The organism is Calidithermus terrae (genome assembly GCF_003574345.1).
Classification (GTDB): Bacteria; Deinococcota; Deinococci; order Deinococcales; family Thermaceae; genus Calidithermus; species Calidithermus chliarophilus.
Genome location: NZ_QXDL01000048.1, coordinates 1 through 21,361, shown reverse-complemented (window position 1 = coordinate 21,361; position 21,361 = coordinate 1). Strand labels below are relative to the sequence as shown.

The following is a 21,361-nucleotide window of genomic DNA, read 5'->3' as shown; positions in this document are numbered from 1 at the left end:
CCCCAGGTGCGCCCGCGACCTGGACCCCTCCCCCGAAGGCTTCCTGCTGGCGCTGCGGGCGCACCTGGGGCTGGGCGCGGACGCCTCGCCGCTCCAGCACCTCGCCCAGCAACGCCCCACCCTGCTGCTTCTGGACACCTACGAGGCCCTTACCCCGCTCGACGGCTGGTTGCGCGAGGTCTTCCTGCCCCAGCTCCCCGAGACCGCGCGGGTGGTGCTGGCCGCGCGCAACCCGCTGGCGGCGGCCTGGCACGCCGACCCCGGCTGGCGGTCGCTGTTCCGCTCGCTGAGCCTGCGCAACCTGCGCCCCGAGGAGAGCCGCGACTTCCTGGCCCGGCGCGGCATCCCCGAGGCCCAGCACGGCGCGGTGCTCGAGTTCACCCACGGCCACCCCCTGGCGCTGTCGCTGGTGGCCGACGTGCTGGAGGGCGAGCAGGGCCTGGGCTTCCGCCCCGACTCCAACCCCGACGTGGTGCGCAGCCTGCTCGAGCGCTTCGTGCAGCAGGTGCCCTCGCCGCGGCACCGGGCCGCGCTCGAGGCCAGCGCCCTCGTGCGCGTGACCACCGAGCCGCTGCTGGGCGCGGCGCTGGGGCTCGACGACGCCCACGAATACTTCGAGTGGCTGCGGGGCCTCTCCTTCGTGGAGTCGGGGCCGCAGGGCCTGTTCCCCCACGACCTCGCCCGCGAGGCCCTCGACGCCGACCTGCGCTGGCGCAACCCCGACCGGTACGCCGAGCTGCACCGCCGGGTGCGCGGCTACTACACCCAAAAGCTCCTCCAGAGCCGGGGCCTCGAGCAGCAGCGCGCCCTGATCGACGACGTGTACCTGCACCGCCACAACCCCATGGTCAAGCCCTTCCTCGAGTGGGGCGAGTTCGGCAGCGTCTACGGCGAGGCGGGCCGCCCCCAAGACCACCCCGCGGTGCTGGAGATGGTCGAGCGCCACGAGGGGCCGCAGTCGGCGCAGGTCGCCCGGCGCTGGCTGGAGCTCCAGCCCCAGGGGCTCACCGTCTACCGCGGCCAGGGGCACGAGCCGGCGGGCTTCATGCTGCGCCTCGAGCTGCACGCCGCCGCCGAAGCCGACCTCGAGGCCGACCCCGCCACCCGCGCCGCCGTGGCCTACGCCCGCCGCCAGGCCCCGCCGCGCCCCGGCGAGGCGATGATCCTCTTCCGCTTCTGGATGAGCCGCGAGCACTACCAGCAGGTCTCGCCGGTGCAGAGCCTGATCTTCATCCACGCCGTGCAGCAGTACTTCGCCCACCCCAAGCTCTCCTGGAGCTTCTTCCCCTGCGCCTCGCCCGAGTTCTGGAGCCCGGCGCTGGGCTACATGGACATCCGCCGCGCCCCCGAGGCCGACTGGGAGCTCGACGGCAAGCGCTACAGCCAGTTCGCCCACGACTGGCGGGCGCTGCCGGTCGGGGCCTGGCTCGAGCTCCTGGGCCAGCGCGAGCTCGACCCCCTGTTCCGCCCCGAGCAGGAGCCCGAACGGGCCGTCCCGGTGGTCGTGCTCTCCGAGCCGGAGTTCAGGGAGGCGGTCAAGCACGCCCTGCGCGACTTCACCCGCCCCGCCGCCCTCGCCCGCAACCCCCTGCTGCGCTCGAGGCTCCTGCGCGAACGCACCCCCGAGCCCGGCCCCGCCGACCTCCAAGCCCTGCTGCGCGAGGCCGCCCATGGCCTCGAGGCCAACCCCAAGGACCACAAGCTCTACCGCGCCCTCCGGCGCACCTACCTCGAGCCCGCCGCCACCCAGGAACTCGCCGCCGAACTCCTCGACCTGCCCTTCAGCACCTACCGCCGCCACCTCACACAGGGGATCGAGCGGGTGGCGGAGTGGCTGTGGCAGAGGGAGTTGTACGGGGTGGCGTGAGGCGATGGCCGGTGGCTGAATGCCGGGGGCGGGTCGTACGTCGGGCGCGAGACGCCTTGTTCCCCCCCCTTAACAAGGGGGGTTAGGGGGGATAAACCCTCCCCGCGGGCGGGGGGTTTACCACGGGCCACGAGCCGCTGACGGCTGAGGGCTGGCCGCTTCCCACTCCCGCCTGGGAGCAGCAACCGAAGGGTATCCTCCTGGCCCAACTCACCCCTTCCCCGATTAGACTGGGGCTTATGGTGATCTACGGACGTAACCCGGTGCTCGAGGCCATCAAGGAAGGGCGGGTGAGCCGGGTTTGGGTGGCGCGGGGGGTCGAGCCCTGGCTGCTCAAGGAGCTCGACAAGCTCGACGTGGACTACGAGCAAGTCCCGCGCATCGAGCTCGACCAGCGGCTACGGACCACGCACCACCAGGGCATCGCCGCCGAGGTGGCCGACCTCAAGTTCTCCGACCCCGAAGCCCCCTTCGAGCTCGCCAAGAAGCGCGGGGAAACCCCGCTTTTGGTGCTGCTCGACGGCATCACCGACCCGCGCAACTACGGGGCGATTATCCGTAGCGCGCTGGCACTGGGGGCGCACGGGGTCGTCACGGAGGAGCGGCGCAGCGCCCCGCTTTCGGCGCTGGTGCTCAAGGCTTCGGCGGGGACGGCAGGCAAGCTGCCGCTGGTGCAGGTGAAGAACCTCGCGCGCTACCTCGAGGAGCTCAAGCAGCGCGGGGTGTGGGTCTACGGCGCGGCCGGCAAGGCGGCCAAGGGCCTCGAATCCCTCGACTACAAGCGCCCCCTGGCCGTCGCCATCGGCTCGGAGGGCGAGGGCCTGCGGCGGCTGGTGGCCGAGCGCTGCGACGAGCTCATGCACATCCCCATGCACCCCGAGGCCGAGTCGCTCAACGCCTCAGTCGCGCTGGGCATCATCCTCTACCGGGTCGGGCTGGGGCGCGCGCAGGGCTAGGAAGCCGCCCACCAGCAGGATGCCCAGCGTCCCGGCCCAGAACACCGCCTGGGGAAGGTGCGGCGCGAGCTCGGGCCGCCCCATGAGCTCGGCGGCCTTGGCCCAGCCCTCCACCACCAGCTTGAGCCCGGCCCAGCCCACCACCGCGTAGGCGACCTGCTCGAGGCGGGGGTAATGCTCCATCACCCGCACCATCCAGCCCGCGGCCAGCCGGATCAGCAGGATGCCGATGGCGACGCCGGTGAAGATCACCCACAAGACGGTGCTGAAGGCCACCACCACCAGCACCGAGTCGATGGCGAAGACCAGGTCCACGACGTTGAGCATCACCACGACGCGCCAGAAGGAGGGCGGGGGGCCCGGAGGGAGCTCCCCCTCGAGCCTGCGGCGCCGGTGGTGCAGCAGGTGCTGCACGGCCAGGTAAACCAGGTAAACCCCGCCCAGCACCTGGATCCACCACACCTGGATGATCACCGTGGCGAAAAACAGCGCCAGCCCCCGCAGCACGTAAGCCCCCACCAACCCGTACAACAGGGCCTGCCCCCGCTGGTCGGGCGGCAGGGGCCGCACCATCACCGCCAGCACCACCGCGTTGTCCACCGAGAGGACGGCCTCGAGGACCACGATGGTCGCGATCACCAGCAGCGCGGTCCCGAAGTCCATGGGCCTAGCATCTTCCAAAGGTTGACGGACAAACAAGGCACCGGGTTTCAAAGGGCGGAGGTCGGGTTCAGGGAGGCTCGCGGTTTACCCCACCCCTTCCCTCCCCGCGCGTGGGGAGGGTTTATCCCCCCTAGCCCCCCTTGTTAAGGGGGGAACAAGGCGTCTGGCGTTTGGCGTTTGGCGTATTGCGTATGACGTAGGACGTACGACCCGCGCCCAGCGTCCGGCTATCGGCTATGAGCTACCGACCCCCCACCCGATGCAGTAAGGTAGGCCCCATGGATTTGGCACGTTCCCTTTCGCGGCTGATCCAGGCCGAGAGCTATTCCGGGCGCGAGGAGAGCGCGGTGCGGGTGCTGGTGGAGCTGCTCGAGGGGCTGGGGCTGCGCCCCGAGGTGGACGAGGCGGGCAACGTCGAGGCCGTGCTGGGCTCGGAGGGGCCGGAGATCGTCCTCACCGGGCACAGCGACGTGGTCCCCGCCGGTGACCCCGGGGCCTGGCCCCACCCCCCGTTCGCCGGGGTGGTCGAGGGCGGGAAGGTGTGGGGGCGCGGCGCGGTGGACATGAAGGGGCCGCTGGTGGCGATGCTGGGGGCCCTCGAGCGGCTCAAGGGGCGGCGGCTGGCGGGGCGGGTGCGCTTCCTGGCGACGGTGCAGGAGGAGCTGGGCGGGCTGGGCAGCCGCTACGCCTCGAGCCGCCTCAGGCTCGAGCCCCCCAAGGCCGTCGTGCTGGGCGAGCCCTCGGCCGGGCGGGTCATGCGCGGGCACCGGGGCCGCGGCGAGATCTGGGCCGACTTCCCCGGCGACCAAGCCCACGCCGCGATGGCGACGGGCACCAACCCCATCTACTCGCTGGCCGACTTCCTGGCCGGGCTCGAGCAGCACCCCGAGTCCTTCGACGTCCGGCTCACCCCCACGCGGCTGGAGACCTACCCCCAGGCCACCAACGTGGTGCCCGGGGTGGCCCGGGTGGTGCTTGACCTGCGCTACGAACCCGGCGCCGACATCCACGACCTGCTCGACGGGCTGCGCGACAGCGCGGGCGAGGCCAGCCTCTACGTCCCCGAGGAGGAGCTGGTCTCGGGGCCGGTGCGCATGAGCATCTCGGCGCTGCTGCCCGCCTACTCCCTCGACAGCGACCACCCCCTCCTCGCCGTGGCCCTGCGCGCGCTGGGGCAGGAGTCGGCCGGCTTCTGGAGCTTCACCACCGACGCGCCCTACCTCGCCTGGAGCGGGGCCCCCGTCATCGGCTACGGCCCCGGCGACCCCGCGCTCGCCCACACCACCTTCGAGCACGTCGCCGTGGACGCGCTCGAGACCGCCACGGCGGCCTACGCCGACTTGGTGCAGGCTTTGCTGGAGGCCTGAGGGCCGCGCATGGGCGATAAACTGGACGCGATGGACGATCCGCCCAAGACCCGGATGATCGGCGGCCACCGCTACGCCTTCCTGGGCAGCTTCCCCCGCCTCTACGCCGAGGGCCTCAAGGCCCAGCTCGAGGCCGGCCGCATTCCCGTTCACGTCGAAACCCCCTTCACCGACGCAGGAGTCATCGAGATTTACATGGGGACGTACATGGGCGACGTGTCGCTTTGGGTCCCGGCCGACCTGCTCGAGCAGGCCCACCGCGTGCTCGAGCGCGAGGCGACGCCCGAAGAACCCCCTCATCAGGAGGAGCCATGAGCGTTATCGGAATCGACCTGGGCGGGACCAAGATCGCAGCGGGGGTCTTCGCCGAAGGGGCCATCCACTCCAAGATCACCGTGCCCACCCCCGAGGCGGGCGGCCAGGCCGTGATCGAGGCGATGGCGGACGCGGCCCGCAGCGCCCAGGAGGCCGCCGGGACGGTGGCGCAGGCCATCGGGCTGGGCACGCCGGGGCCGCTGGACTTCAAGCAGGGCGTCATCAAGTTCGCCCCCAACATCGCCGGGTTCACCAATTTCCCCATCCGCAGCCTGCTCGAGGCCGCTTCCGGCCTGCCGGTCTACGTCGAGAACGACGCCAACGCCGCCGCGCTGGCCGAGCACTTCCTGGGGGCCGCCCGCGGCGCCGAGAGCTCGCTGTTCGTCACCGTCTCCACCGGCGTCGGCGGCGGCTTCGTGTGGGGCAACCGCGTGCTGCGCGGCGCCCACGGCCAGGGCGCCGAGGTCGGGCACATCACCGTGCTCCCCGGCGGCCCCGCCTGCGGCTGCGGCCTGGAGGGCTGCCTCGAGGCCCTCACCACCGGCCCCGCCATGGAGCGCATGGCCCACGCCGTCTACAAGACCGAAGTCAGCACCCGCGAACTCTTCGCCCGCTTCCAGGCCGGCGAACCCAAAGCCCGGCGCATCGTCCTGCAGGCCGCCCACTACGTCGGCATCGGCCTCGCCTCGCTGGTCAAGGTCTACGACCCCGAAGTCATCGTCCTGGGCGGCGGCATCGCCCTCAACGCCGGGGAGGCCTACCTCGACGAGGTGCAGTCCACCTACCGCCACTACCTCGAGGGCTGGATCGCCCCCCCGCTCAAGCTAGCCCAACTCGGCACCGAGGCCGGTCTGCTAGGAGCAGCGCTGGCGGCGGCGGTAGAGGTGGGGGAAGTCTAGGGTCGATGGTCGATAGTCGATAGCCCATAGCCGATAGCCGATAGCCCAACGCCTTGTTGGGATCAATCATCCGCTGGGGTTGTGCCCGCCCCGCAGGACGACTACAGCCCCACTCCCCAGGGGACACCCGCTCGACCTGCGAGCCCGTCCCCGGCCGTGGATCTGCGGCTCACGCGGGAGGGGGTGAGGGAGGTAGCGCAGACGGGGATGCCGCCGGCCCCGGCGGCATGTCTGCGAGTCCCTCGGGGGAGCCCAGGGGGAGCAGGTTTCCGGCGTACGCCGGGTCGCGTACCGCGACGCCCTCGCCACGTGGAATGGCCTCCCCCTCGCTCCCCTGACGGCGGAACCGACACCGCCAAACCAAAGCACCGCAAACCAACCCCCTCCCCCCCGCAGGAGAAGGGGTGAACTCGAGTCCACCCCTCCAGGCCGCTACGGGGTCCGTGTGCGGATGCGCTCGAGGATCGTGTTCACCACCTCCTCGAGCCCCATCGCGCTCGTGTCGATGATGATGGCGTCCGGGGCCGGAGGGATCTGCTTGGCGTCGGCCGCGTCGCGGCGGAGGAGGTCGGCCAGCACCGTGGCGTAGTCGGCGTCGCGCTCGCCCACCCTCCGCCTGGCCCGCACCTCCGGCGCGGCCGTGAGGTAGAACTTGAGCGCCGCGTCGGGGAACACCGTGCTGCCCATGTCGCGCCCCTCCACCACGAAGGGCGGCTGCAGGGCGCGCAGCGAGCGGTAGACGTAGGCCCGCACCTCGGGGTGGCGGGCCACCGCCGAGACGGCCTGGTCGATCTCGAGGGTGTGCATGTGGGCGGTCACGTCCTGCCCCTCCGCCAGCATGCGGTTGCCCTCCGGCAGCGGCACGAGCTGGATGGGGTGGTGGCTCAGCAGGTGCAGGATGGCGGCCTCGTCCTGGGGGTCCACGCCGTAGCGCCCGACCTGGTAGGTCACGCCGCGGTAGATCAGGCCGCTGGAGACGTAGGGCAGCCCCAGCCCGGCGGCGACCCGCCGGGCCACGCTCGACTTGCCCGAGGCCGAGGGGCCGTCGATGGTGATGACGTCGGGCATGGTTCAGTCCTTGGCCGCCAGGCGCTCGAGGTCTTCCCAGAAGCTCGGGAAGGAGATGCTCGCCCACTCGGCGTCCTGCACCGTCACGCCCTTCTGCAGCCCGCACACCGCGAAGGCCATGGCGATGCGGTGGTCGTGGAAGGGCTCGACCACGCCCCCGCCCTGCACCGAGCCGCCCCGGATGCGGATCCAGTCGGGGCCCGCTTCCGTCCTCACGCCCAGGTTGTGCAGGTTCTGGGCGATGGCCGCCAGCCGGTCGGACTCCTTGACCCGCAATTCCTCGAGGTTGGGGATGAAGGTCTCGCCCTCGGCCCAGGCGGCCGCGGCGGCCAGGACGGGCACCTCGTCCACCATCAGCGGGATGAGGGCCGGGTCCACCGCGACGCCCTTGAGGCTCGACGAGCGCGCCCGGATCCAGCCCACCGGCTCGCCGTCGTGGCCCTCGGTGACCTCCCAGGTGAGGTCGGCGCCCATCTCCTTGAGCACGCTGAGCAGGCCGGTGCGGGTGGGGTTGAGCCCCACGCCCTCGAGCGTCACCTCGCTGTCGGGGGTGATGAGGGCGGCCACGATGAAGAAGGCCGCGCTGCTGATGTCGCCGGGCACGGTGAGGTCGCGGGCGGGGTAGGGCCTGGCCCGCTCGGTGCGGATCTGGTTGCCCTCGACCGTGACGGGCAGCCCGAAGTGGCGGAAGATGCGCTCGGAGTGGTCGCGGGTGGGGGCCTTCTCGACCACCACCGTCTCCCCCTCGGCGAAGAGGCCCGCCAGCAGCACCGCGCTCTTGACCTGGGCACTGGGCACGGGCAGCTCGTAGCGGATGCCCTTCAGCCCGCCCCCCCGGATCGCCAGCGGGGCCAGCCTGCCCCCCTCGCGCCCCTCGATGCGCGCGCCCATCTGGCGCAGGGGCTCGGTCACCCGGCCCATGGGGCGGCGCTTGAGCGAGGCGTCGCCGGTGAGCACCGCGAACATCTCCTGCCCCGACAGCAGCCCGCTCACCAGCCGGATCAGGGTGCCGGCGTTGCCGCAGTCGAGGACGTCGGCGGGCTCGCGCAGCCGCAGCCCCGCGCCACGAACCCGGAAGTGCTCGCCCTCTTCGTGAATTTCCGCCCCCAGCGCCCGCATCACCGCCGCGGTGGAGAGGGTGTCCCCGGCCTTGAGGGGGTGGCGGAGCCAGGTCTCCCCCTGGGCCATGGCCCCCAGCATCAGGCCGCGGTGGGTCACCGACTTGTCGCCGGGCACCCGCAGGCGGCCGCGCAGGGAGAGTGTTGGAGTGATCAGCCGTTCCATCCCTGGGGATTATAGCCTCGAGCCCCCTCCTCCCCCGCCCGTGGCGGGGGAGAACCGGGCCGGAGCAGGCCTCGAGCCCTGCTTGCGCCTCCCCGAGCCGCCGGCCGCCGGGTGGATCCCGCCCGGCCCCGCGCGGCAGGCCCCCTTTCCCGTGTCAGGAGCGCCGGAGCTCATGGGAAAGGGCTCGACGCCGCTTTGCTATAGAGTGAGTTCATATCGGGGTATACTCATCCAACCGGCGTATAGTGGGGCGAGTTATGGACGGTATTCACAACCAAGCAGATCCCCAATATTGGTCGAAGCTGCAATTGGTGGCAGACACCCTCAAAGGCATTCAGGGCCCGGTCGTGGTCGTCTCGCACGTTGACCCCGACGGCGACGCCATCGGCTCGAGCCTGGGGTTGGCCCGCGCGCTCAAGGCGCTGGGCAAGCAGGTCACCTGGATCGCCAGGGTGCCGCGCTACCTGAGCTTCCTGGTCAGGGAGGGCGAGGCCAGCCCGCCCATCGAGCGCGTGCCCGAGGGCACCACGCTGGTCGTGGTGGACGCCGCCGAGCCCAGCCGCGTGGAGGGGGCCCCGGTCGAGGGCTTCGTGATCAACCTCGACCACCACGGCACCAACCCCCGCTTCGGCGACCTGGCGGTCGTGGACCCCTCCAAGGCCGCTACCTGCCAGATCGTCAAGGAGCTCATCGACCTGCTCGAGGTGCCCTGGACCCCCGACCTGGCCACCGTGGTCCTCACCGGCCTCATCACCGACACCGGCAACTTCCGCTTCTCCAACACCACCCCCGAGCTGCTCTACACCGCCGCCGACCTCATCGCCCACGGCGTCCCCTACGCCGAGCTCACCGACCGGCTCCAGTGGCGCCCCCAGGCCTACTTCACCAGCCTGGCCCAGGTGCTCTCGACGGTGCAGTTCCACTTCGGCGGCCTGGTGGTCACCGCCCACATGCCCCCCGGCGACTACGAGGACGACTCCGACGACTACGTGGGCCAGATCCGCTACGCCGAGGGCTCGCAGCTCGCGGTGTTCCTGCGCCAGCGCGGCCCCGACGTCAAGGTGAGCCTGCGCAGCCGGGGCGGGGTCTCGGCCCAGGCCGTCGCGGTCAAGCTGGGCGGCGGGGGCCACGTGCCCGCGGCGGGGGCCACCCTGCGCGGCGTGACCCTCGAGCAGGCCTACCCCAGGGTGCTCGCCGCCGTGGAGGAGGAGCTGCGCCGCTCGGGCTACCTCGAGGCCGCCTGAACCCCCAAGCCCCGAAGGGCGTGAACAAGCCGGCCTCCCCGTGAGCGGGGGAGGCCGGAGCGCTGGCCGGAGCGTCCCGCTCAGCCGATGATCTCTTCGGGCTTGAAGAAGATGCCGATCTCGCGGGCGGCGCTCTCGGGGCCGTCGGAGCCGTGGATGATGTTCTCGTCCACGGTGGTGGCGAAGTCGGCGCGGATGGTGCCGGGGGCGGCCTCCCAGGGGCGGGTCGCGCCCATCAGGCGGCGCATCTCGCTGATGGCCTGGGGGCCCTCGACCACCATCGCCACCACGGGGCCGCTGGTGATGAAGTTGACCAGGCCGTCGAAGAAGGGTTTGCCCTTGTGCTCGCCGTAGTGGGTCTCGGCGGTCTCGCGCGAGATGACCATCTTCTTCATGGCGACGATCTTGAAGCCCTTGCGCTCGATGCGGTTGATGATCTCGCCGGTGAGGCCGCGGCGCACGCCGTCGGGTTTGACCATGATGTAGGTGCGTTCCATACCGCCCAAGAGTCTACCCGGCCCCGGTAGGGGCGGCAAGCGGAGGGCGGTGGGCCGTGAGGGCGCTATCCCTCACCGCTCGAGCCGGAACGTCACCCCCACCACCGCGGTGATGTCCTTCTCGATGGCGGTGGTGTCGAAGGAGCCGTAGTCGTCAACCTGGGTGGTGTTGCGCGGGGTGATCTGGAACACCCCCATCCGCGCGCTCTGGGCCACCCCGATGCGGCCGCCGGTGCCCTGGGCGATGGTCTCGGCCCGCAGGCGGGCGTCCTCGGTGGCGGCCTTGAGCATCTCCAGCCGCAGCTCGGGGAGCTTGGTGTAGAGGTACTGGAGGTCGGACTCGAGGGGGATCCCCTGGGCCAGCACCGCCTCCGACACCTTGCCCGCGGCGGCCGTCACCCCGTCCACGTCCTCGCTGGAGAGCTCGAAGGACTGGGAGAGGCGGTAGACCGCCCGCTGCACGCGGCTGCCGTCGGGGCGGGTCTCCTCGGTGGAGAGGGTCTCGGCGTTGATGGTGCTGAGCTTGAGGCCCGCCAGGTTCTGCGCGGCGACGGCGGCGCGGAACTTCTGGCCGTAGCCCTGCAGGCGCTGGTAGGCCTCGGTCACGCCGAAGGCGTCGGCGTAGAGCCGCCCGCGCCAGACCACGTTGTCCGAGCGGATGGCCTTCTTGGCCGAGCCGGTGACGCTGATGGTCTGGTCGCTGCGGGCCTCGACGACCGCGCGCCCCGCCATCCAGCCGGTGAGCACCAGGGCCACCGAAAGGGCCAGCAAGCCGAGAAACAGTTGAGGAAAGGTGCCACGCATGGGTTCTCCCTTGATTCGAGCGATTCGACCAGCCCGGGGGTCAGAGCCTCAAACCCGCGCCAAGCCTTGACGCCTCCAGCCTATACCCGTCGCGGGTTAGAGCGGTTTGCCCGGCGGCGAACCGCGCGACTGAGTGCCCGCCCGCTGGCTCTCCGTCATCCTGGGGCCCCCACGGGAAGCGTTGGGGCTGTACAGGGCAACGCGAAGGCGTAGGGCCGATGGAAACCACGTGGGTAAGCTCCCCGTGGGGTACTTAACGCTGGACCTCGACCTCGAGCTTGACGTTGCCCCGCTTGGTCTGGCCCAGCATCCGCTTTACGCGCAGCACCCCCAGGCCCTCGGCCACCAGGGTGTCGCCCTCCTTCACCTCGTCCTTGGCGCTCACCGTCCTGCCCGCGATCTTGACCTTCCCGGCCTTGACGCCCTGGGCGAAGTAGTTGCGCGAGACGCCGAAGCCCTTCGAGCCCACCGCGTCCACGCGCAGGCTGGGCACCACCACGCTGCGGGTGCGCTCGCGGGACCTGGGCAGTTCCTCGGGCAGCGCCTCCCGCACCGCGAAACCGGCCTCCTGCAGGGCCTTGAGCCCCTTGGGCAGCGTCACGACCAGGAAAGCCTCCCGGGCCTCCTCGAGGTCGCCCAACAAGCCCGGCTCGAGCACGCCGCGCAGCCGGTCCTCCAGGGCCTCGAGGTCGCCCTCGAAGCTCAGCAGCGCGACCTTGGTGGGGTCGGAGACCTGGGGGACCTCGGGCGGGAACAGCACCGCCACCTGGCGCTCGGCCATGGGCAGGCCGCCGAAGAACTCCAGTTGCAGGCCCTCGGCCTTGGCCTGGCGGCGCAGCTCGTCCTGCTGGTCGGGCTCGAGGAAGGGGGTCTGCACGACGCGCCCGCCGCGGGCCTTGCTCACGTAGCTCTGCATAGGCTCGATGATAGCAGGCTACACCCCCCCGCCCTGCCGCCAGAGCCGGGCGTAGAGGCCGCCGTGCGCGAGGAGTTCGGCGTGGCGGCCCTGCTCGACCACCCGGCCCCCCTCCAGCACCACGATGCGGTCGGCGGCCTGCACGGTGGAGAGCCGGTGGGCCACCACCAGCACGGTGCGGCCGGGGCGGGCGGCCTCGAGCGCCGCCATCACCCGCGCCTCGCCGGCGGGGTCGAGGGCGCTGGTGGGCTCGTCGAGCAGCAGGACGCGGGCCCCGCGCAGCAGCGCCGCCGCCAGCGCGAGCCGCTGCCGCTGGCCCACCGACAGCCCGGTGCCCTCGTCGCCTAAGGGGGTGTCGAGGCCGTGGGGCAATTCCTCGAGCAGGCGCACCTGGCGCAGGGCCGCCTCCATCCCCGCCCCGGAGGCGCCGGGGGCGAGGGCCTGGAGGTTCTCCCGCACCGTGCCGCCGAAGAGCAACGGCTCCTGGGGCACCCAGGTCACCTGGGCCTGCAGGAAGGCCGGGGCGTAATCGTGCAGCGCCCGCCCGTCGAGGCGCACCTCCCCCTCCTGCGGGCGGTACAGGCCCAGCAGCAGGCGCAGCACCGTGCTCTTGCCGCTCCCCGACGGCCCCACCAGCGCGGTGAGGGTGCCGGGCTCGAGGGCGAGGTCGAGGGCCTGGAGCACCGGCTCGCCGGCGTAGGCGAAGCGGACCTGGCGCAGCTCGAGGCGGCCCTCGAGCTGCTGCGGCCGTAGCGTGCCCGTGGCGGGGGCGGCGGGCAGGCGCAGCAGCTCCATCACCCGGCCCGCCGCGCCCTCGGCCTGCGCGAGCAGCATCCAGCCCCGCGAGAGGGTCTGCAGGGGGGTGAGGGTCAGGGCCAGCAGGGCCAAGTAGGCCGTGAGGCCGCCCAGGCTGAGCTTCCCGGCCTCGACCTGGCCCACGCCCAGGAAGAGCAGCAGCACCAGAATCGCGCCCGTGGCGAGCTGCGAGAGCGGCAGGTACAGCGAGCCGAAAAGCACCCGGCGCAGGCCCAGCGCGAAGTGCCGCTGGCTGTGCCGGGCGAAGCGCGAGCGGGCGAAGCCCTCCAGCCCCAGCGCCCGGATGAGCTCCAGCCGCCCGAAGCCCTCGGCCATGCCCCCCGCCAGCCGCTCGGCCGCCTGCTGGGTGCGCTCGCTCTGCGCCGTGACCTGGCGGCCCACCCAGCCCAGCAGCAGCCCCAGCACCGGCAGGCACCCCAGCAGGTAGAGCGTGAGCTCGCCGTAGGCCAGCACCATCTGGGCGAGCAGCGCCAAGAGGGTGAGGCCCTGGATCAGCACCGTGCCCAGCCCGAAGAAGATGAAGCTCTCGAGCTCGCGCAGGTCGGCCAGGATGCGCCCGGAGAGGGCCGCGGGCGAGGCCTCGAGGCGGGCCAGGTCCACGCGCAGGAGGTGCGCGAGCAGCCGCTCGCGCAGGTCCTTGGGCAGCCGCACCGAGAGGTAACCCACGCAGGCCTCCTGCAAATAGCCCCCCACCGCCAGCACGCTGAAGAGCCCGAGCCCCACCCCCAGCAGGCCCGGCAGCTCCCCGAAGCGCCCTTGGGCCAGCACCTCGTCGAAGAGGGGCCGCACCAGCCAGGAGGGGATGAGGGCCTGGGCCAAAGCGGGCAGCAGCGCGGCCCCCACCGCGAGCAGGAGGTAGGGCCAGTACGCGCGCAACAGCCGGAAGAGGACGGGTACTCTCATGCGACTCTAGTAGAATCTACATCGCACTGTGGATTCAGGATGAATCTGGAGGCTCAGCCTGGTTCACGGAGGCTCGAGGCCGCCCCCGCACGACCGCTCCGCCCTCCCCTGCTTCCCCACCGGTCGCCGCGCGCCTGGACCCATTTTCGGGAGGAAAGCTCGATGAAGCGCGTATTGACCTCACACGGACAGATCCTCATCCTCGGACAGCCCCACAGCCGCTCCACCGACGTCATCGACCCCATCTCGGTCTACAACCTGGGCCCCGGCCACCTCATCGTCACCCGCATCGGCTTCGCCCCCGACAAGATGAGCCAGCGCCGCCGGCAGTTGCAGGACGTGTACAAGCCCGTGGCCCCGGGCCAGGAGGTGGTGGTGCTCGACCGCGAGATCTACCAGCAGTGGGTCAGCGAGCTTCGCCCCAACGAACGCGCCGACTTCGACACGACCATGGTGATGGCCGAGCCCAAGGGCAACAACAACGTGGCGATCCTCGAGTTCGTCGCCGAGGCCATCACCCCCAACGGCCCCACCAGCACGGAGACCACGGTGCTGATCAGCGTGGAGGACGGGGTTTTGCGGGTTTTTCCGCGGTGAGGGCCGGTGTTGATAGCTGGGCGCAGGGCGTATGACCCGCGCCCGGCGCCCTACGTCGTACGTCGTACGCAATACGCTAAACGCAAGACGCAATACGCCAAACGCCTCGTTCCCCCCTTGCTAAGGGGGGCTGGGGGGATAAACCCTCCCCGCGTGCGGGGAGGGACGGGATGGGGGTAACCACAGGCCACGAGCTGAAGGCTGACCGCTGACGGCTTACATTCCCCCGAGCGCGTTACAATCGGCCCGATGGCGCTGGACGAGATCCTTCTGCTGACCAACGGGCCCGGCGAGCTCTCGACCTGGGTGCCCCCGGTGTTGCGGCGGCTGCGCGAGCGGGTGCCTGGGGCTCGGGTCGAGCTTTTCCTGATCCGGGACCAGTTCGCCACGGGGACCGAGGAGACCAAGGCCCGGCAACTGCCGCTCGACGCCATCTCGGGCCGCACCGACTTCCTGGCCCGCCTGGCCCGGGGCAAGCGCGGGGGGCGCGGCGTGGTGCTGATGCTGGGCGGTGCCCCCCGCGACGCGGTGCTGCTGGGGCGGGCCACCGGTTACCCGGCGTATGCCTACAGCTTCAACGGGAAGGCCTGGCGGCGCGGCCTCGAGGCCTACCTCCTCGACTCCGAGCGCAGCGTGCAGCAAGCCCTGAAGCGCGGCGCCCGGCCCGGCGAGGCGCGGGCGGTGGGCAACCTGGTGGTGGACGCGCTCGAGGACGCCCTGCGGGCGGGGGCCTCCTGGCCCCAGGCCGACGTGCTGCTCTTCCCCAGCAGCCGCCCCTTCGCGGTGAAGTACATGCTGGGCTTCATGCTCGCCGCCGCCGAGCACATCGCCGCCGCCCGGCCCGGGCTGCGCTTCGCCTGGGTCAAGAGCCGCCTGCTCACCCAGCGCTCCGTCGAGGAGGGGCTCTCGGCCCGGCTGGTGCGCGAGTTCGGCGGGGTGGGCGGCACCTTGCGGGGCGACCGGGTGGTGAGCGAGGGGGGCCTCGAGGTCGCAGTGCTCGACGAGGACCTGCGCTACGGGGTCATGCGCCAGGCCAAGCTCGCCCTCACCATCCCCGGCACCAGCACCCTCGAGATGGGCTTCCTGGGCCTCCCCGCCGTGGTGCTGCTGCCCCTGCACAAGCCCGAAGCCATCCCCGTGCCCCTCGAGGGCGTCCTGCACTGGATCGGCCTTCTGCCCGGCGGCAAGTGGCTGCGCCACGAGATCGTGCGCCGCCTCGAGGCCCGCATCCCCCACCTGGCCCTGCCCAACCAGTACCTGGGCGAACGCCTCTACCCCGAGATGCGCGGCATCTTCAGCCCCGCCGACGTGGCCCAAACCGCGCTCGAGACGCTCCAACCCGCCTCCCAGGCCCACATCCGCAAACGCCTGGGAGAGCTCGAGGCCAAGCCCGGCGCAGACGAGCTGGTGGAGGTGATTCTGGCTGCGCTCAGCCGTCAGGGGGACGGGAAGCGGTAAGCCATAAGCTGTCAGCTATCAGTCATCAGCAGGAGGCTAGTGGCTCGTGGTTCACCCCTCCCCGTCCCTCCCCGCACGCGGGGAGGGGGTATCCCCCCCAGCCCCCCTTGCTAAGGGGGGGAACAAGGCGTCTGGCGTCTTGCGTTCGGCGTACGGCGTACGACGTAGGACGTACGACCCGCGTTCTGCGTTTAGCGTTTGGCTATCAGCTATCGGCTATCTGCGTCCGACGCTCAGCCATCAGCTATACACCACCGCCACCCCCCGACGCCCGACGTGCGCCGGCACCCGCAACTGCTCCAGGGCCCGCTCCATCAGCACGTCCCGGCCTTCCGCCAGCGCCTTGAGGTCGTCGGGGACGAGCACGTTGGGGGTCAGGCGGTCGGGGTAGAGGCTCCCGTCGGCGCGCAGGGCGCGGCTCACCGAGATCTGCAGGCCGCCGCCGTTGGGCAGCAGGAAAAAGCCGGTCGAGGTGTTGGCGACACCCCGGGTGGGCTCCCCGACCACCGGGTAGCCCGCGTCCTGCAGGTCGAAGGCGAAGTACTCGGCGCAGGAGGCGCTGCGGCCGTTGACGATCACCACCACCGGGCCCTGCCAGCGCACGGGCTCGAAGAGGAAGCGCGCCCGCTCCTGGCCGCCCTCCCTCGAGTACCACACCCCGTTGCGGAAGCTCCACTCGACCGTCGAGCTCGCGCTCTGGAACTTGCGGTAGGTCTCGCCCACGAAGGCCCCCGCCGCGCTCTGGCACTCCTGCGCCGAGCCGCCGGAGTTGTCGCGCAGGTCCACGATCACCGCGCGGGCGCCCCGCTCCAGGGCGTCGCCCACCAGCGTGTGGACGCGCCGCCCGGTGCCGGGGGTGGCGAAGGAGGGGATGCGCAGCACCGCCACGCCGTCCTCGAGCAGGCTCAGGGAGGGGAGCTGGCGCAGGGAGAAGCGCTGCGGCGTGAGGGTGAGCTCCAGCCGGGCCCCCGCCCGCAGCACCTCCAGCACCAGCGGGCCCCCCTCGGCCACCCGGGCCTCGAGGAAGGCCGCCCGCTCCGCGTTCGCGGCGGGCAGGGGCTGCCGGTTGACCGCCACGACGCGGTCGCCGCGCCTGAGCCCGGCCTGCTGGGCGGGGCTCTGGTCGAAGACCTCGAGCACCAGCAAGCCCTCGAGCCCCTCCACCGCCCGCAGGCTGGCCCCCAGGCCCGGCCGCTCGCTCTCGGCGCCCTGGAACACGCGCTGCACCTCGCGCAGCCGCTCGGGCGAGAGGTAGCGGGTGTGGGCGTCGGCGAGCTCGCCCACCAGCTCGCCCAGCACCGCCACCGCCTTGTCGTAGGGGCAGTCGGCCTGGCCCTGGCACAGCTCGCTCAGGCGGGCCTGGTACTTCGGCTGCAGGGCAGAAGGCGGCGTGGCGGAGATCCCGGCGTAGCGGGTGATGAGCAGGTTCATGGCCTGGTCGAAGAGGTCCTGGGCCGGGCTGGCCCAGGCCGCCGACACCACGAGCACCAGGCCCCACAGCCATAGCCGCAGGGCGTGGCGTAGCGTCACGCCCCCCCCGCGCGCCCTAGGCGCGAACGCTCCCGGTTGGGTCATGCCCCGAATTTAGCCGAGCCCGGCCCCGCCCGCGAGGGCCGGCCTCACTTTGCCGGGGCCTGCAGCACGCCGTTGCGGGGCAAGGGCTTTCCGGCCGCCATCGCGGCCAGGCGCTGCACCCCGGCCTCCAGCAGGGCGTCGCGGCCTTTGAGGAGGGCCTCGAGGTCGTCGGCGAGGACCTGGTTAGGGGTCACGGCGTCGGGGTAGGGGCGGCCGTCGCGGCGCAGCACCTGGGTGGTGGTGATCTGCAGGGCCCCGCCGTTGGCGAGGTTGTAGAAGCTGGTCACGGTGTTGCCCACCCCGGCCGTGGCCTCCCCGATCACCGGGTAGCCCGCGTCCTGCAGGTCGAAGGCGAAGTACTCGGCGCACGAGCCGGTGGACTTGTTGACCAGCACCACCGCCGAGCCGTTCCAGCGGGCGGGCTCGAGGCTGTAGAACACGCTGCGCTGCCCGCCGCTGCCCAGGTAGGCCTGGCCGTTGCGGAAGCCGTACTCGGTGAAGCCCACGGCGCGCTGCAGGCGGCGGTAGGTCTCGCCGGTGAAGGCCGCGGCGGCCGTGATGCACTCCGTCACCAAGCCCCCGCCGTTGCCGCGCAGGTCCACGATCATCGAGCGGGCCCCGGCGGCCTGGGCCTGCCGCACCAGCTCGTGCACGCGGGTGCCGATGACCTGCGAGCCCAGGAAGCTGGGGATGCGCAGCACCGCCACGCCGTCCTCGCGCAGGCTGAGGCTGGGCAGGCGCTGCAGGCTGATGCGGGCGGGCTGCACGGTGAGGCCCAGGAGCTGCCCTGCCCGCACCACGCTGAGCTGTAGGGCCTGGCCCGCGGCCGTGGCCTCGTTGAGGAAGGGCACCCGCCGGGGGAGCTCCTGGGGGAAGGGCTGGTCGTTGACCGCCACGATGCGGTCGCCGCGCTTCAGGCCCGCGGCCTCGGCGGGGCTGCCGCCGTAGACGTCGAGCACGATCACGCCGTCGTAGGCCTCGAGGTAGCCCAGTTGCAGCCCCAGCCGGGGCTTGTCGCTGGTCCCGCCGCTGAGGGCGGCCTGGTGCTCGCGGTAGCGCTCGGGGGTGTAGTAGTTGGTGTGCTTGTCGCCCAGCTCGCGCAGCAGCTCGGCGATGACCTCCGCGCCGGTGCCGTAGGCGCACTCGGCCTGGGCCTTGCAGGCTTCCTCCAGGCGCAGCCGGTACTTGGGCGCTAAGTCGGCGGGTTTGAGGGGGGAGACCCCGTAGTAGAGCGTGTTCAGCAGGCCGACGGCCTGGTCGAAGAGTTGCTGGGCGGGGCTGGCCGACGCCAGGCCGAGCACCACCACCAGCGCGAACAAACGCGGCATGGCGCCCATTCTATTGAGCGGCCGGGATCTTTTCGCGAAACTTGACCGCCGAGCATTAAATTCGCGTTCATACAACGCAGGCCGCGAAGCAGCGGGGCGGGCACCCCGCCCGCCCCACGGGTCGTCACGCCGTCCGGAGGCTATTCGCCCAGCTTCGACACCAGGGCGTTGGCCGCCCCGATCACCAGCACCAGCCCGCTGCCCGCCATCGAGGCCCCCCGCAGCCCGTCGGCCAGGGCGATGGCGTACGCCCCCGCGAGGATGAGCCCAATCCCGAGCGCCACAATCAACCGCGAAATCCACTGCCGCATGCTTCCCTCCCAACTTTTGCAGCCAAGCCTAGGAGAAGCCGGGGGGCAATTTTGTGAGCGCATGACTCAATTAGCGCCGGGGTTAAGGCCAGCTAAGCGCCGCGGGCTCATGCAGCGGCGAGCCCAGCCCGTCAGCCGAGCTTGAAGGGCGTGCGCTGGCCCGCCAGGGCGATCTCGCGGGCCTCCTGGGGCACCCACGACAGCGCCAGCGTGGCCTGGTAGGCCCGCAGGGCCTTCTCGCGCTGCCCCAGCACGTCGGCGACCTGGCCGTAGCGGGCGAGGGTGTAGCCCGGCAGGTAGGCGGGGTGCTGGAAGTCGGTGTGGACGAGCTGCTCGAGCAGGGCGAAGGCGTCCTCGAGCTGCCCCGCCGCCAGGTAGACCTGGGCCGCGCAGTACATGGCCTCGGGGCCCTCGACCTCCTGGAGCTGCCGGAGCAGCGCCGCCCAGTCGTCGCCCTCCTCCAGCCGCCAGGCCCGGTCGAGCACGCTGCGCTGCCGCTCGGCCTCGGCGGGCGCGTGCTCGGGGGCGGTCTGGAGGCCGGGAACCTGCTCCAGCAGCAGCGCGTAGTCGAGCACGTCGGCCAGCACCGCGTAGCGGCCCGCGGGGAGGCTTTGCAGGCGGGCCGCCACCTGCTCCACCCGCCGCCGGCGGTGCCCGGTGCCCGGGCCTTCCCCGAAGAGCCGGGCCAGGCCCTCGAGGTAGGCCCGCACCGGCTCGAGCACCCCGGGAGCGGCCCACTCCGCCGGGGCCTTGGGCTGGGTCAGCACGGCCTGGAGGCCGGCCTCGAGCCCGGCCGCCTGCTCGAGCAGCGCCTGGCCCCGCGGGTACTGCGCCAGGGCCTCGCGGAACTGCTCGCCCTCGGCGCGCAGGTGCTCGAGGGCGTCCAGCGCCTCGACCGGCACACCGCGGGCCTCGGCCCACGGCAGAAGGTGGAAGAGGGCGAGCTCGCCCGCCTCGCGCCAGCGGCCTTCGGCCAATTCCTGCGGGCCGTAGGAGGCGAGGAGTATCTTGGTAGGGCTGTGGGCCTGGACGAGTTCCCGCAGCGTCACCGCGTTGTAGCGCGGGTGCAAGATGTGAAAGGGACCGAGCGTGGCGAGGATCAGCGACGACATCCGGCGTATCATAGACTTCAGCGACCGCAATTACCGTCTGGCGATGCTCAATGGGTGGTTCGTCTTCCTGGGCGACGCCTTTTTTAACGCCTCCATCGTGCTGTCGAGCTTCGCCGCCAAATTGGGCGCGCCCAACGCCGTCATCGGGCTGCTGCCGGCGCTGCTGAGCGCGGGCTCGATGATCCCCCAGGCCTTCGTAGCGCCCTACGTGGCCCGGATGCCGGTCAAGGTGGTGCTCTACCGGCGGGTGGCGGTGCTGCGGGTCTCGAGCCTGGCCTTCATCGCCCTGGCCTCCTTCGCGCTGGGCAACCGCCCCGACCTGCTGCTCGCGTGCTTCGTGCTCGGGCTGGCCCTCAACGGCCTGGTCACCGGCTTCTCCTCGCTGCCCTTCTGGGAGACCGTCGCCAAGACCATCCCCATGGAGCGCCGGGCCGCGCTTTTCGGCGGGCGCAACCTGGTGGGCGGCCTGCTGGCCTTCCTGGCCGGGATCCTGGTGCGCTTCCTGCTGGGCACGCCGCTGCCCTTCCCCATCCCTTACGCCATCCTCTTCACCCTGGGCACGCTCGCCTTCGGCATCGGCTGGTACCTCTTCGGCCTCAGCCACGAGCCCCCCGACGAGGGCCGCCCCGCCGAGCGCATCCGGTTGAGCCTCCCCCTCAAGGACTTCGCCTTCCGCCGCTTCCTGCGCGTGCGGGTGCTCTTCGCCGTGGCCTCCATGACCGAGCCCTTCTACGCCGCCTACGCCGTGCGCAAGCTGGGCCAGAGCAGCGAGATCGGCCTCTACCTCACGCTCTACACCCTCGCCAGCGTGCTCTCCAACCTGCTGTGGGTGCGCCTGTCCCAGCGATACGGCTCCAAGCTGCTCATCCTCAGCGGCGCGAGCCTGGGCATGGTCACGCCCATCCTGGCCCTGCTGCTGCCGCCCAGCGCCTTCGGCCTGGTGTTCCTGCTCCAGGGCACCTACCTCGCCGCGCTGGGCTTGGGCAGCACCACCTACCTCCTCAACACCGCCGACCCCCAAAACCGCAGCTCCTACATCGGCCTCGCCAACACCGTCGTCGGCGTCGTCTCCTTCTCCCCCGTCCTGGGCGGCCTCCTGGCCGACAGGCTGGGCTACGCCGCGCCCCTGCTGGTAGCGGCGGGCTGCTACGGCTGGGGGCTGTACGCGGGGCGGAAGCTCGAGGGAAGGGTTTGAGCGGTAAGCCGTCAGCCCTCAGCTACCAGCCGTCAGCGGGAGGCTCGTGGTTACCCCCTCCCCGCGCGGGGAGGGGATATCCCCCCCAACCCCCCTTGCTAAGGGGGGAACAAGGCGTATTGCGTTTTGCGTTTTGCGTTTTGCGTTTTGCATCTTGCGTTTTGCGTCTTGCGTACGACGTACGAC

At 71.7% G+C, this 21,361-nt stretch carries 20 protein-coding genes; 9 read left to right on the top strand and 11 right to left on the bottom strand.

Annotated elements, in window-relative coordinates:
- Both Mterra_RS22220 and rlmB read left to right on the top strand, forming a co-directional pair.
- The coding region (locus Mterra_RS22220) for an ATP-binding protein (protein ID WP_119314637.1) at positions 1-1,867 on the top strand (1,867 nt) is incomplete at its 5' end.
- 239 nt (positions 1,868-2,106) lie between these two features.
- Positions 2,107-2,823, top strand: a complete 717-nt coding sequence (gene rlmB / locus Mterra_RS07550) for a 23S rRNA (guanosine(2251)-2'-O)-methyltransferase RlmB (protein ID WP_119314636.1) — start codon at positions 2,107-2,109, stop codon at positions 2,821-2,823.
- Here the strand turns inward: rlmB and Mterra_RS07545 are convergent.
- Positions 2,767-3,486, bottom strand: coding sequence for a TerC family protein (locus tag Mterra_RS07545; protein ID WP_119314635.1), 720 nt, complete (start codon positions 3,484-3,486; stop codon positions 2,767-2,769). The genes rlmB and Mterra_RS07545 overlap by 57 nt on opposite strands.
- Positions 3,487-3,764: 278 nt before the next feature.
- Here Mterra_RS07545 and Mterra_RS07540 point away from each other — a divergent pair, with 278 nt between their 5' ends.
- Genes Mterra_RS07540 through Mterra_RS07530 form a run of 3 tightly spaced genes read left to right on the top strand, consistent with a single transcriptional unit; the run spans position 3,765 to position 6,067 of the window.
- The gene (locus Mterra_RS07540; protein WP_119314634.1) at positions 3,765-4,853 is read left to right on the top strand and encodes a M20 family metallopeptidase; all 1,089 of its coding nucleotides are present in this window, start codon (positions 3,765-3,767) and stop codon (positions 4,851-4,853) included.
- Between the two features lie 9 nt (positions 4,854-4,862).
- The gene (locus Mterra_RS07535) at positions 4,863-5,168 is read left to right on the top strand and encodes a hypothetical protein (RefSeq protein WP_420836693.1); all 306 of its coding nucleotides are present in this window, start codon (positions 4,863-4,865) and stop codon (positions 5,166-5,168) included.
- Positions 5,165-6,067 (top strand): ROK family protein, encoded by a 903-nt coding sequence (locus tag Mterra_RS07530; RefSeq protein WP_119314632.1) that lies wholly within the window; start codon positions 5,165-5,167, stop codon positions 6,065-6,067. The genes Mterra_RS07535 and Mterra_RS07530 overlap by 4 nt, the downstream gene beginning before the upstream one ends.
- A gap of 432 nt (positions 6,068-6,499) precedes the next feature.
- Here Mterra_RS07530 and cmk read toward each other — a convergent pair whose 3' ends face one another.
- Together cmk and aroA are read right to left on the bottom strand one after the other, a co-directional pair.
- Positions 6,500-7,135, bottom strand: coding sequence for a (d)CMP kinase (gene cmk, locus Mterra_RS07525; RefSeq protein ID WP_119314631.1), 636 nt, complete (start codon positions 7,133-7,135; stop codon positions 6,500-6,502).
- Between the two features lie 3 nt (positions 7,136-7,138).
- Positions 7,139-8,419 (bottom strand): 3-phosphoshikimate 1-carboxyvinyltransferase, encoded by a 1,281-nt coding sequence (gene aroA, locus Mterra_RS07520; protein WP_119314630.1) that lies wholly within the window; start codon positions 8,417-8,419, stop codon positions 7,139-7,141.
- A gap of 257 nt (positions 8,420-8,676) precedes the next feature.
- Between aroA and Mterra_RS07515 the strand changes: the two genes are divergently transcribed.
- On the top strand, positions 8,677-9,663 hold the full coding sequence (locus tag Mterra_RS07515) for a DHH family phosphoesterase (RefSeq protein ID WP_119314629.1): 987 nt from the start codon (positions 8,677-8,679) through the stop codon (positions 9,661-9,663).
- An 80-nt stretch (positions 9,664-9,743) separates the two neighbouring features.
- Here Mterra_RS07515 and ndk read toward each other — a convergent pair whose 3' ends face one another.
- The 4 genes from ndk to Mterra_RS07495 form a co-directional block, all read right to left on the bottom strand.
- Entirely contained in the window at positions 9,744-10,160 is a 417-nt protein-coding gene (gene ndk / locus Mterra_RS07510; RefSeq protein WP_027892239.1) for a nucleoside-diphosphate kinase, read from the bottom strand.
- A gap of 72 nt (positions 10,161-10,232) precedes the next feature.
- Entirely contained in the window at positions 10,233-10,931 is a 699-nt protein-coding gene (locus Mterra_RS07505) for an SIMPL domain-containing protein (protein ID WP_170159589.1), read from the bottom strand.
- Between the two features lie 286 nt (positions 10,932-11,217).
- Entirely contained in the window at positions 11,218-11,880 is a 663-nt protein-coding gene (locus Mterra_RS07500; protein WP_119314627.1) for a S4 domain-containing protein, read from the bottom strand.
- 18 nt (positions 11,881-11,898) lie between these two features.
- A complete protein-coding gene (locus Mterra_RS07495; RefSeq protein ID WP_119314626.1) occupies positions 11,899-13,599 on the bottom strand; it encodes an ABC transporter ATP-binding protein in 1,701 nt (566 codons plus the stop codon).
- Between the two features lie 162 nt (positions 13,600-13,761).
- Between Mterra_RS07495 and Mterra_RS07490 the strand changes: the two genes are divergently transcribed.
- Together Mterra_RS07490 and Mterra_RS07485 are read left to right on the top strand one after the other, a co-directional pair.
- Positions 13,762-14,196, top strand: coding sequence for a hypothetical protein (locus Mterra_RS07490; RefSeq protein WP_027892235.1), 435 nt, complete (start codon positions 13,762-13,764; stop codon positions 14,194-14,196).
- A gap of 249 nt (positions 14,197-14,445) precedes the next feature.
- Positions 14,446-15,654, top strand: a complete 1,209-nt coding sequence (locus Mterra_RS07485; RefSeq protein WP_119314625.1) for a glycosyltransferase family protein — start codon at positions 14,446-14,448, stop codon at positions 15,652-15,654.
- 240 nt (positions 15,655-15,894) lie between these two features.
- Here Mterra_RS07485 and Mterra_RS07480 read toward each other — a convergent pair whose 3' ends face one another.
- The 4 genes from Mterra_RS07480 to Mterra_RS07470 all read right to left on the bottom strand — a co-directional run bounded on the left by Mterra_RS07480 (position 15,895) and on the right by Mterra_RS07470 (position 19,980).
- A complete protein-coding gene (locus Mterra_RS07480) occupies positions 15,895-17,229 on the bottom strand; it encodes a S41 family peptidase (RefSeq protein WP_119314624.1) in 1,335 nt (444 codons plus the stop codon).
- A 44-nt stretch (positions 17,230-17,273) separates the two neighbouring features.
- Positions 17,274-18,557 (bottom strand): S41 family peptidase, encoded by a 1,284-nt coding sequence (locus tag Mterra_RS07475; protein ID WP_245971559.1) that lies wholly within the window; start codon positions 18,555-18,557, stop codon positions 17,274-17,276.
- 140 nt (positions 18,558-18,697) lie between these two features.
- Positions 18,698-18,868 (bottom strand): hypothetical protein, encoded by a 171-nt coding sequence (locus Mterra_RS22215; protein WP_170159588.1) that lies wholly within the window; start codon positions 18,866-18,868, stop codon positions 18,698-18,700.
- Between the two features lie 131 nt (positions 18,869-18,999).
- Entirely contained in the window at positions 19,000-19,980 is a 981-nt protein-coding gene (locus Mterra_RS07470; RefSeq protein WP_119314622.1) for a tetratricopeptide repeat protein, read from the bottom strand.
- A gap of 43 nt (positions 19,981-20,023) precedes the next feature.
- Between Mterra_RS07470 and Mterra_RS07465 the strand changes: the two genes are divergently transcribed.
- On the top strand, positions 20,024-21,175 hold the full coding sequence (locus Mterra_RS07465; RefSeq protein ID WP_119314621.1) for an MFS transporter: 1,152 nt from the start codon (positions 20,024-20,026) through the stop codon (positions 21,173-21,175).
- The last annotated feature ends 186 nt before the right edge of the window (positions 21,176-21,361 follow it).